Origin of the sequence: Vibrio tetraodonis, from assembly GCF_003350295.1 — a bacterium.
GTDB classification, from domain to species: domain Bacteria; phylum Pseudomonadota; class Gammaproteobacteria; order Enterobacterales; family Vibrionaceae; genus Vibrio; species Vibrio tetraodonis.
In genome coordinates, this window is the sequence record NZ_QLYY01000007.1 from 73,177 (window position 1) to 84,651 (window position 11,475).

Consider the following 11,475-nt stretch of genomic DNA (forward strand, 5'->3'; position numbering starts at 1 on the left):
AGGGTATAAAATACCCTTAGTGTGATAGAGATGCATGACTCATATGCATCTATGATTGTTAGGCAATGAAAGAAAAATTATACCTATGGAAAACCAGTAGTGGGATGCTTGCCTTGCTACTGGTTTTGCCGATCTTGGCAATATTTATGACGTCAATTGGTGAGACAGATGAACTCTTTTCTCACCTTTTATCGACCGTAATGCCAACTTATACTCTCAATACGGTCGCTTTGGCTGCTGGGACTATGCTGCTGTCTGCCGTTTTTGGTATACCCTCCGCTTGGGTAATGGCAATGTGCAAAATCCCAAGTGAAAGGTTTTTACAGTGGGCATTGGTCCTTCCTCTGGCTATGCCTAGTTATATTGTGGGATACATTTTTACCGACTGGCTTGATTTTGCAGGCCCAATCCAAATATTTCTTCGTGACGTTATGGGGTGGCAAGCAGGAGATTATTGGTTTCCTGACATTCGGACCTTGCCTGGCGCTATTTTTGTGTTGGCATTGGTTTTATACCCATATGTGTATTTACTTTGCCGCGCCTCCTTTATGGAGCAAAATGTCTCTTTATTGCAGTCGGCACGCTTGCTGAAATGTTCACCATGGGAAAGCTTTCTTCGGATATCATTGCCACTTGCCAGACCCTCTATCGCCATAGGGCTCTCCTTGGTTGCGATGGAAACCATCGGTGATTTTGGCACAGTCAGTTACTTTGCTGTAAATACTTTAACTACAGCGGTGTACGACACTTGGCTCGGCTATTCGAGCCTAACTGCTGCCGCAAAAATATCGGCAATTATGCTGATATTTGTTGTCTTATTGCTCAGCACCGAGCGTTATAGCCGCCGCAGACAAAAGTTGTTTCAAAACCAGTTTAATAGCAGTGAAGACTTTAGATATCAGCTACAGGGCTGGAAAAAATGGTTAGCCTTATTTTGGTGCTGGGGCTTGGTCGTCATCGCGTTTGCATTTCCTTTAATGCAGTTGATTGTTTATGCATATCAATACTTTGCTCAAAGTTGGACCCCAGAATTTCGTCAATACGCTTTGAATAGTTTGTATGTATCATTTTCAGCAGCTTTCATTGGCGTTTTTGTTGCTGTCGTGGTGAATTTTTATCATCGCTTGGTCGGAAATAGCCAAAGCTTGGTCTTTATGCGTTTATCTTCGTTAGGCTATGCTGTTCCAGGTACTGTACTGGCTATTGGGGTTATGGTCCCGGTTCTTTTTATGGATCATTTGGTCAATGATGTGGCAAAAGCGATCAATGTGACTCAGCCCGGCTTGATATTTTCAGGCTCTATGTTTGCGTTGATCTTTGCCTTAACGGTGAGGTTTTCTGCAGTGGCTATTGGTAGCGTTGAGAGCAGTCTTAACAAAGTATCTCCTTCACTTGATATGGCCTCACGTACTATGGGGTGTAATTCCAATCAGATGCTATGGCGTGTTCATTTTCCTCTGATTCGACGAGGTGCGTTAATTGCAGGTCTTCTGGTGTTTATCGAATCAATGAAAGAGCTCAATGCTGCTCTGCTGCTTCGGCCGTTTAATTTTGAAACCTTGGCAACTTATGTGTATAACTTTGCCTCCGATGAGCAGCTTGAGTTAGCAGCGTTACCCGCAGTACTTTTGGTATTAGTCGGATTGATTCCGCTTGTATTAGTTAATCGTTCACTGGAGCACTCTCACTAATGAGTAAAGCGCTATCTATCACTAATTTAACTTGTCAATACCATCTGCAAACAACCGTGCTTGAGTCTTTGTCTTTGGATGTAAGCCAAGGTGAAATCGTGTGTTTGCTTGGTGCGAGTGGTTGTGGAAAAACAACCTTGTTAAAAGCGATCGCAGGTCTACTTCCACTAAGCTCAGGGACCATGCGTCTCAATGGCAAGCTAATAGATAACGGCAGCTGCTGGCAGCCACCAGAGCAGCGAAATATTGGCATGATATTTCAAGATTACGCACTTTTTCCTCATTTGACGGTGGAAGAAAATGTGGCTTTTGGTTTAAAAGCATTTAGCAAACATGATAAATCGCTCAAGATCGCGGAAATGTTGGCGTTGGTTCATCTCACTGGATACGAGAAGCGTTACCCACATCAGTTATCAGGCGGGCAACAGCAACGCGTCGCCATCGCTCGTTCCCTGGCGTACAATCCTGATTTGCTATTGTTAGACGAGCCTTTCTCTAACATAGACACTCAGGTTCGCCACGAATTGATTGGTGAAATTCGTAAAATCTTTAAGCAGCAGGGTGTGACGGCAATCTTCGTAACTCATAGTCGTGAAGAAGCTTTTGCCTTTGCTGATAAGATGGCGGTGATGAATCACGGCATCATAGAGCAATATGGAACCGCGAGTGAATTGTATTATCAACCATCAAGTAAATTTGTTGCCGATTTTTTAGGTGGCGGTAGCTACCTGAACGCAAAACGAGTATCGGAACGAGAGTTTGAAACTGAGCTTGGCCTTGTCGAAGCAAAGGCGCAGCAAGATATCCATATTGATGCTAAGTGTGAATTGTTACTGCGCCCGCAGCACATCCAGATCAGTGCGACTGAACAAAGCAGCGTCATGGTACTTGAGCAGCAATTTATGGGAGATCATTGCCGCTATGTTATTGATGCCAACGGTAGCCGATTATTAGCTAGTTCATCGGAACCATTAAACATTGGTCAGCCAGTTTCGGTCAAGGTAGAAACACACGGTGTTTTGGCATTCTAATTCCGCCTTGATCTGACGTTATTAAGTTTTTGTCTTCCATGGGTATCGGTATTGGATATTTTGCTTATCCATTAGTCTCTGATGCTGTTTTAGGCGAGATAAATAATCTTGCCAATCGCGTCCAGAGCTGTCTGTCCAGCAAACTTCAGAAAATGCAGTCAACCTTGGGAAAAGCATATAATCAATGTTGGCTTGTTCTATGGTGTTTTCGCACCATAGAGCGCACTGAAGCCCTAATATCTTTTGATGCATATTGCTCTGTGCTGATATTTGCTCAAGTGGCTGGTAACGGTAAGCTTTTTCTAAAGTTAGTACTCCTGCCCAATCGGAGCCGGGTTCATTAGGCGTATAGTTTTGTACTAAATCAAAGTAGGTATATTGGGCTGGTTGGAGAATCACATTGAAACCTTGCTCAGCGCTATTTATGGCGGCGTTCTCATTGGTCCAAGCAACTATGACAGTATTTGGACTGACTTTATTCCCATTTTTGACTTCTTCCCAGCCAAGCATACGTTTTCCAAGTGATTTAAGTTTGTTCTCTGCATAGCGGAGAATATGACCTTGAAGCTCATCTGTGCTTTGGTAGTGATTGACTTTCATGAGTGTCTGACAAGCTTGACTATTTTTCCATACACCAGAGGGGACTTCGTCACCGCCCATATGTATCCAAGGTGAAGGGAAAAGATCAGCAATTTCTTCTAGTACTTTATCGATAAAAAGATAAGTACCATCAAGGACAGGGGAAAGAGTGTTATCGTGATAGTTTTGGACACTTAGATAGCAAGATGCGTCTTCGTCATCAGCAAGTAGATAAGGGAGAGATTTTATCGCTGCTCTACAATGCCCAGGGATATCAATCTCTGGTATTACAATAATCGAGCGATCAGCGGCATAAGCGATGATTTCTCGTATCTGCTCTTTGCTATAGTACCCTTCATGATTTGAGGTAAGATGGCTCAATTGTGGCTCTAAATCGTACTGACTGCCACGTTTTGCGCCTACCTGTGTGAGTTGTGGAAAAGCATCGATCTCCACTCTCCATCCTTCATCATCGGTTAAATGCCAGTGAAAATGGTTAAGCTTGTAGTAGACCAATTGATTAATCAATCTTTTGATTGTACTCACGGAATGAAAATGACGAGCGCAGTCGAGCATCAACCCACGATAAGTAAATCGTGGATGATCGACGATCTTAACCTTAGGAACGACGAAATTACCATCTAAGCTTTTAATTAGCTGCAATAAGGTAGCACTGGCGTGGGTAAAACCATTTATAGAGTTAGCCTCTAATTTAATACACTCCGCCTCCACCTCTAAATTATAGTGTCCGTCGTCTAGGGAAGAATTGAGCACAAAGAGTATACCGCTTTTACTTTTTCCAAGCTGAATGCCAAACATGGCACTCATTTCTTGCTCTAGCCATGTGGCAGCTTTCTCTGCCATGGAAGTTTGGATGGAGATATTGATTTTGTCGGTCAAAGTTATCTCCCCCTTTTGATATTCGATTTTGTTGGGGTGAGGGATAAGCCCGGTGCAAGATGCTTTTGGAGGTGTCAAGCAAGCATCTATTTCATGGACTTTGGCAAGCATCATTGGGTTTATGGCTACAGGCAGTTTCTGGTTTGTGTCTAGGTTAACAACTACTGCCTCTTTTATGCCATGAGCATAGAAGCGAATAGGTGGTGACTTAACAATAAATTCGCAGTAATACTGATTATCTATAGCTAATTTGTCGATATCTGGCGTGATTGTGCAAAAACTTCCTATTTGCTTGACTTTGCCATGAGTGATGCTGTCGAGTTTAATATTGCGCTCGAAAATAAATTGCAAATACCAGCGTGAGAGTGTGAATTCAGAGACGTTACGCAGTGTTAAGCTGACCAAGCTTTGCTCGGGCTCTTCATATATAACGGCAAGTTGGAGTTGATAGCTCATGCTTCCTCTCTTTTAAATAGATTATGCTCTGGCTTTCCTGCAAACATCAAAGCGCCTTCAAGTGCATCATACTCAGGTGTAACCAGCCATTTATGAGTGCTTGGGGTAAGCCAATCACCAATGCGCTCAGCGATACCGCCCATAAGACAAACTCTCTCAGCGCCTTTTTTAACTAAAGCTTGAATTAACATCTCAATGTCACGTGCGCTTTCTTTTAGTAGCCATATCGCAAGAGGATCGTTTTGATGTGCATGATCAAATATCAGAGGACAGAACTGAGCATAATCTCGGGGTAGAGCGTTTTTAGACCAAGTGACAACTTCACTGATATCATGGTTAAAATGTTGGAAAATCTGCTGACAAAGTGGTGTTTTTGCACGCATGTCATCTGCCGCAAGAAGAACTTGTTGCAGTAATTTAAGGCCCATGATGGCGCCACTACCTTGATCTGAAATGGGAAACTCGTGTCCTCCCACCACATATTGTTTGGTTCCGGACAAATAAAGACCGCATGATCCTGTCCCTGCAATGACTATGGCGCCGCTATCTCCGTTATGCGCGCCTAGACAAGCACCGTAGGCATCGGTATTCAACACTAAAGAAGCAAAAGGGTGTGGTTGTGATATGAACTCGAACCATGCACTTTTATGTTCAGCGCCAGCAAGCGCTAATCCAAGGTGCATGAAAGCGAATTGGGAATGATCAAGACTGGCACTTTTCGCCGCTATGGATACGGTTTCGATTATAGACTGTAGGGCAAGTTCGACTCCGAGTAGAATATTAGCGCTGCCGCCTTTTGCTTCTCCAAGTAATCTTCCTTGATGATCTCTTATTCTTGCTCGGCAACTGGTTCCCCCGCCGTCAATACCGACATAATATTGAATCATTCTAACTCTCCTCCCTGTTAGTAAAATGATGTGATTGGGCAATGATCGCCAGAAGGAACCATGCGCTGTGGGGTAACCATTGTTCTCCCCATCGCCAATTTTGCGCCATATCGTCTTTATGAGCTGAGGGGTTAAATGCTATGCCATGTGGATCATTTACTCCCGCAGTAATGCCATTACAAATACCTCCTTTGGCATTAAAAAAACCAAGTTGAGGTAAATAATCAGGGTTATTGTGTCCATGTCCATCGACCATACACATGTCATAGGGGTTAAGGCCTAGTATCCAGTCTATGGCACCTTGAGCATATTGAATTAAGCCATTTTTTATTGTGATATCATTGATATAAGGCTGCGCGAAATAGGCCATCACAGCTAATGATGATAAGCGTGCATTCTCGCCTTGCCACCAATAACCTGTCTCATTATCTTGCGCAATGAAGAAAGCTTCTCGTTTGTCATGATGCAGATCTTTAACGTATTGACGTGGATAGCCAAATGGATTGAATACCTTGTGAGTGATGGACAGTTCAAATTGACAGGATTGAACTAGAGTCTTTAAAACGGCTTCACTAAGATTATCTTGTTTATCTATGCTGAGATACTCGCATAGTGCGATTGCAGGAAGGCCTGCTTCTGCCGCGTGAAAGTAAGGCCGAGAGCCATCGTCATTGGCTGACCAATAATGACTTACATTAGCATCCGATTGTTGACGGCTTGTAAGCCTTTTTGCCCATGTGCGAGCTTCTTCTAAGTAACAAGTTTGATGGGTTGATTTGTACAACTCGACGCTAGCAATAAGAGCGCAATACTCATCAATAATATTTTCTTGATTGTCGTTTAGATAATAGTGGTTGTGCTCTTTAAGGTGTGCGTAGCCTAAAACTGCCGCTTTGAGGTACTCCTCAGCCGTATAGTCTCTGTCCTTGTGGAGTCTTGCTGCTGCTGCCAATGCCGCGATAGCAAGGCCGCCGCCTTGACGAAAGCCTGCTTGGTAGTCGTCTGACTTTTGTCCCTGCTGGGTTGAGTAGGAACATATTTCTCTTTCTTGAGGGTTTTTGGACCACTTATCAAATACAGTGGTATAGAAATAGCCGCTGCTGTGTTGCATTCTGAGCAAAAAATCAGCCCCGAACAAAGCTTCATCTAACATCCTTTGATAGGTAAAATTGGGCAGACTGCGCTGAGTTATTTCAATCCCTTTGACTATATTCCATACCACGATGGGCGTTTGCTGCGGGTTGAAATAGTTCGCATAGGAAAGATGAGATAAGTATTTACTTACATCTCCAGATGCGTCGTACCAGCCGCCGTGTACATCAACATAGGTTTGACTATTGAGTAAACGAACATGTTTATCTTGCCTATCAAATAGCCCATCACAACGTTGTGATTTGAAATAATGGATCAGATCGGAAAGTGTTGATTGGCACAGTTGGTTATTTGAAATAGTAAATGGTTTAGATTGGCAGTGTTGAAAGCGCAAATAATAGCTGCCAGATACTTGATGGGCGGAAAAGTTGATATGACTGAAATATCCCTGATGCCATTTTTCAACTCGCGCAATCTGTCCTAATGGAAAATGGCCGACACATTGCTTGTTATAGGCATTGATTAATTCCACCTTAGAGTTTGGTAGCAAAGAATCCTCATCGAGCATCAAAATGGCCTTTTTAGGACCAAGCCTTTCATAACCAATATGGTTGGTTAGTATTTGCATTCGTACCTCTAGGTATATATTTTCAATGTGATGGTTTGGTTGATGTTTATTATTGGTGTAAGTAACAACGAACAAAGTGGTTGCTTGAGAGCTGTGTGATCTCCGGTAGCTGTTGTTTGCATTTTTGAGTCGAATGAGGACATCGAGCGGCAAATGGGCAGCCTGAAGAACTCGGCGTCCAAAGGGGAATTTCTCCTTTGTTACCGTCTAATTGGGTATGAATGGATTTACTTGGATCTGGTACGGCAGAGATAAGTAATTGGGTATAGGGGTGCTGAGGCTGGTGGATAACTTCTTCTGTATCCCCCCATTCGACCATATGACCGACGTACATAACCGCAATGTCTTCAGCTATATAACGCGCTGTTGCTATATCATGGGTGATATAAAGTAGTGACATTTTTTTCTCAAACTTCATTTCCTCCATGAGATTTAGCACCCCTGCGCGAATAGACACATCAAGCATTGAAGTTGGTTCATCAGCTAATACAACTTCGGCTTCTACTGCAATGTTACGCGCAAGATTCACTCTTTGACGTTGCCCTCCTGAAAGCTGGTGAGGGAACTTACTGGCTGTTTCTTTTGCTGGAATTAAGCCTACTTGCTCTAACAGCGCATACACGCGCTCCTGCAATTCTTTTTTGTTATTTGTTGCGACTTTTTTATGAATCAATAGAGGGCGGGCTAGATGATGAAAAATGTTGTGGGTTGGGTTGAGAGAACTAAAAGGATCTTGCCATACCATTTGTACCCCTTCTCGATAACTCTTTAGTTCAGAGCGAGAGCGAAAAGAGGTGAGATCTTTGCCTTTATAGTGAATCGAGCCTGAGTTTGGCGCATACATTTTGGCGATCATCTTGGCTGTGGTTGATTTACCAGAGCCAGACTCTCCCACTACGGAAAGACCACGACTCTTATACATTTTGAAGGACACGTCATTAATCGCGCGCATCATTGGCTGTTTTAATGCGTTACTATTAATCGGAAAGTCTTTGATAAGGTTTTTCCCTTCAACGAGTAGCTGTCCATATTCATCGCTCATTATCGCCTCCTGTTTATTGGTCTTTATCGTCTCAATCTAACACTTGATTTGAGTGATAGGCTCACCGTAGAGGTGGCAGTTAGAAAAATGGTTCGGCTCTATTTGGGTTAGTTTTGTGCTTTTTTGACGGCAAATATCTTTAACTTGCTGACAACGAGCCTGAAATCTGCAGCCTGATGGGATATCTAATAGATTGAGAGGGCTACCCGGAATCCCAGTCAGTTTCGTTTTAGGCCCTGTTAGTGAAGGAAAAGAGCTGCCTAAGCCTTCAGTGTAAGGGTGGTAGGGAGCATTGAGAATCTTGTGTGATGGGGCAATTTCAACTAACTCGCCCGAATACATAACACCAATGCGGTCAGAAAACTCAACCATGAGTGAAAGATCATGTGTGATAAATAAAATGGCAAAGCCAAACTCTTCTTTTAAAGCGTAAATCTTTTGCAGGATCTCCCTTTGTACCACGACATCTAAAGCCGTTGTTGGCTCATCCATAATGATCATTTTGGGATTTAGTGCTAGAGCAATGGCAATCAAAAGACGCTGACGCATACCTCCAGAAAATTGATGGGGATAATCATTTAAGCGGCTAGGGTGAATATCGACAATCTCAAGCAGTTCCTCGGCTCTTTTTCGCGCTTGATTTCGAGTCATATTGGTATGACACATAATCACATCACAAAATTGTTCTTCCATGGTTAAGACAGGGTTTAAGGCGTTCATCGCACTTTGAAAAACCATGGACATTTCGTTCCAGCGGAATGTCTGCATACGTTCATCGCTGTATTTGAGTATGTCGTCACCGTTAATCAGGATTTCACCTGCGCTGATGTAAGCGGGCGGTTTGTGTAGTCGCATGAGTGAAAAAGCGACGGTGGATTTTCCGCATCCAGACTCTCCGGCCAAACCAAATATTTCTCCCGCTGCAATATCAAAGCTGACATTGCTGCATGCTCTTACATCTCCTGCATCGGTAATATAGTCAACACATAGGTTGCGGATAGAAACGAGAGGGCTAGTCATAGTGGTTTTTCTCCGCTACAAAGTGGGGGTTGTGGTTTGAATTCTTGCAAGGGCTTTTGCTGCTGACGGGATAACTTTTGCCAGCGTTTTAGGCCTTTATGCGATCGCAACTGAGGGTTTGCTATTTCGTCTACGGCAAAATTTAGTAAAGCAAGTCCAGTAACAAGAAGAATGAGTGCGGCGCAAGGAGCTAATAACTCCCACCAAGCACCAATTAGCATGGAAGAGGAAGTTTGCACGTTATAAAGCATTATTCCCCAACTGACAGTATTGGGATCGCCAAGACCAAGAAAAGAAATCGTTGCTTCCATCATAATGGCGTACATAACAGAACCGATGAAGCTTGCTCCAACAATAGGGATTAAATTAGGCAAAATTTCGACGAAAATGATTCGCCACCGAGACTCACCCAAAACTTCTGCAGCTTTAACAAACTCTTTTTCACGTAATGCTAGAGTTTGAGCACGAATAACTCTTGCACCCCAGGCCCAAGCGGTAAAGCCTATGATAAGCGCAATGGTGAGTGGGCCAGCCTCCCCGATAAATGCGGCTAAAACAAATAACAGAGGATATTGAGGTATCACCAGCATGATATTCATTGCTGCGGTTAATATATCGTCAATACGACCACCGAAATATCCAGCCGAGATACCGATAACGGTGGCAAACAAGCACACACTTAAACCTACTCCAAATCCAACGCTTAGGGAAACTCGTGCGCCATGAACAAATTGAGACCATACGTCTCGTCCCATCCGTGTTGTACCCAATATATGGTCGGCTTTTTTTGACATGACCAAGGTGCGCCTATCTGTCGCAAGGTTTTTGGCTATCCATCCATCAGGGTGAGATTGGGCTGACTTTACGATGATTGAAGGGTATTCATGCGGGTTACCAGTCCGTTTGTTCGGCGCATGTTTGGTTAGTATTGGTGCAGCTAAAGCAATGATAAGAAAGATACCAATAATTAAGCTACCGATAAGAGCTAAGCGGTTTCCCCAGATAAGTCTTAGTAGCACTTTTATCATGAATAACCTCCTTGACGCAGGCGTGGGTCGAGGACAACGTATAAAATGTCAGCCAAGAGATTAAAAAACAGCATAAATAAGGTCATAATAAGAAGCTGTCCTTGCAACACCTGGTAGTCGCGGGCTTTTATTGCGTTAAAAAGAACAGAACCTAAGCCCGGATAGTTAAAAATGATCTCTATGATCAACTGCCCACCGATAGCCATACCAAGAGCCATAGATAAAGCGGTGACACTTGGAAGCAGTGCATTACGAGCGGCATAGTTAAATATCACTCGCTGCTGACTGAGGCCTTTACCTTTGGCCATCGTAATATAGTCTTCAGCAAGCAAGTTGATCATGTTATTACGCATATTGACCAAGAAGCCGCCAATCTGAACAATTGAGGCGCAAAATAGGGGAAGTACAGCGTGATAGGCGACATCTTTTATAAAACCCCAGTTGGTCCAATCGGGCGTTTTTCCTGCCGTATACGCATAACCAGTGGGAAACCACTTCAAACCAATCGCAAATACAAACATAGCAATCATAGCGATGACAACCTGTGGTACCGCTTGGATGACAAGCATGCCAGGAGTAATGAAGGCATCGTATTTACTGCCACGTTTCCAAGCCGCGTAGATACCCAAAATAGAACCTAGAGAGAAAGAGAGAACCACTGCACTGCCAGCGAGAAAGAGAGACCAGCCAAAAGCGCCACCAAGTAATTCACTGACAGGCAATGGATAAAATTGGATTGATGTGCCTAGTTCCCAACTCAGGATATTTTTCATGTAGGCAATATATTGAACAAATAGCCCACCATCGACAAACCCAAGAAGTTCTTTCATTGCCGCAATTCGCTCGGGGGTCACCTGCACTGAAGCATTGGCAAACATCATAGTTACAGGATCGCCAGGCATGGCTCTTGGTATAATAAAATTTAGGGTTGCAGCAACCAAAAGTGCCATGCAGTAAAATGATAATCGCTTTAAGAAATAGCCCATTACCTAGCTCCTTGCTCGATTTATCTATACGCTGTTTGTGAGTCATCAATGAAGTTCATGATGCAATATGTCCTGACGATATACGCCATATACCAATAACTGAAGCTATATAGAAATGAAAGCAGCGTCTGAATT

At 43.4% G+C, this 11,475-nt stretch carries 9 protein-coding genes; 2 read left to right on the top strand and 7 right to left on the bottom strand.

Annotated elements, in window-relative coordinates; all coding sequences use genetic code 11:
- Positions 1-65 precede the first annotated feature (65 nt).
- Both DPF90_RS04100 and DPF90_RS04105 read left to right on the top strand, forming a co-directional pair.
- Positions 66-1,691, top strand: coding sequence for an ABC transporter permease (locus tag DPF90_RS04100; RefSeq protein ID WP_114784965.1), 1,626 nt, complete (start codon positions 66-68; stop codon positions 1,689-1,691).
- Positions 1,691-2,722: an ABC transporter ATP-binding protein gene (locus tag DPF90_RS04105; protein ID WP_114784967.1), complete on the top strand. Its 1,032-nt coding sequence runs from the start codon at positions 1,691-1,693 to the stop codon at positions 2,720-2,722. Before DPF90_RS04100 ends, DPF90_RS04105 begins: the two co-directional genes overlap by 1 nt.
- Before the next feature lie 21 nt (positions 2,723-2,743).
- On the opposite strand, the gene DPF90_RS04110 is transcribed toward DPF90_RS04105, so the two are convergent.
- The 7 genes from DPF90_RS04110 to DPF90_RS04140 are packed head-to-tail and all read right to left on the bottom strand — an operon-like array spanning position 2,744 to position 11,340.
- Positions 2,744-4,657, bottom strand: coding sequence for a beta-N-acetylhexosaminidase (locus tag DPF90_RS04110; RefSeq protein ID WP_114784969.1), 1,914 nt, complete (start codon positions 4,655-4,657; stop codon positions 2,744-2,746).
- The gene (locus DPF90_RS04115; RefSeq protein WP_114784971.1) at positions 4,654-5,544 is read right to left on the bottom strand and encodes a glucosamine kinase nucleotide-binding domain-containing protein; all 891 of its coding nucleotides are present in this window, start codon (positions 5,542-5,544) and stop codon (positions 4,654-4,656) included. Before DPF90_RS04115 ends, DPF90_RS04110 begins: the two co-directional genes overlap by 4 nt.
- 1 nt (position 5,545) lies before the next feature.
- Positions 5,546-7,264 (bottom strand): glycoside hydrolase family 9 protein, encoded by a 1,719-nt coding sequence (locus tag DPF90_RS04120; RefSeq protein ID WP_114784973.1) that lies wholly within the window; start codon positions 7,262-7,264, stop codon positions 5,546-5,548.
- Between the two features lie 49 nt (positions 7,265-7,313).
- Positions 7,314-8,306 (bottom strand): ABC transporter ATP-binding protein, encoded by a 993-nt coding sequence (locus DPF90_RS04125; protein ID WP_114784975.1) that lies wholly within the window; start codon positions 8,304-8,306, stop codon positions 7,314-7,316.
- Positions 8,307-8,342: 36 nt separating this feature from the next.
- Complete coding sequence (locus DPF90_RS04130; RefSeq protein ID WP_114784977.1) at positions 8,343-9,326, bottom strand: ABC transporter ATP-binding protein; 984 nt, start codon at positions 9,324-9,326, stop codon at positions 8,343-8,345.
- A complete protein-coding gene (locus DPF90_RS04135; RefSeq protein ID WP_420855711.1) occupies positions 9,323-10,354 on the bottom strand; it encodes an ABC transporter permease in 1,032 nt (343 codons plus the stop codon). The genes DPF90_RS04130 and DPF90_RS04135 overlap by 4 nt, the downstream gene beginning before the upstream one ends.
- Positions 10,351-11,340, bottom strand: a complete 990-nt coding sequence (locus DPF90_RS04140; protein WP_114784979.1) for an ABC transporter permease — start codon at positions 11,338-11,340, stop codon at positions 10,351-10,353. The genes DPF90_RS04135 and DPF90_RS04140 overlap by 4 nt, the downstream gene beginning before the upstream one ends.
- Positions 11,341-11,475 lie beyond the last annotated feature (135 nt).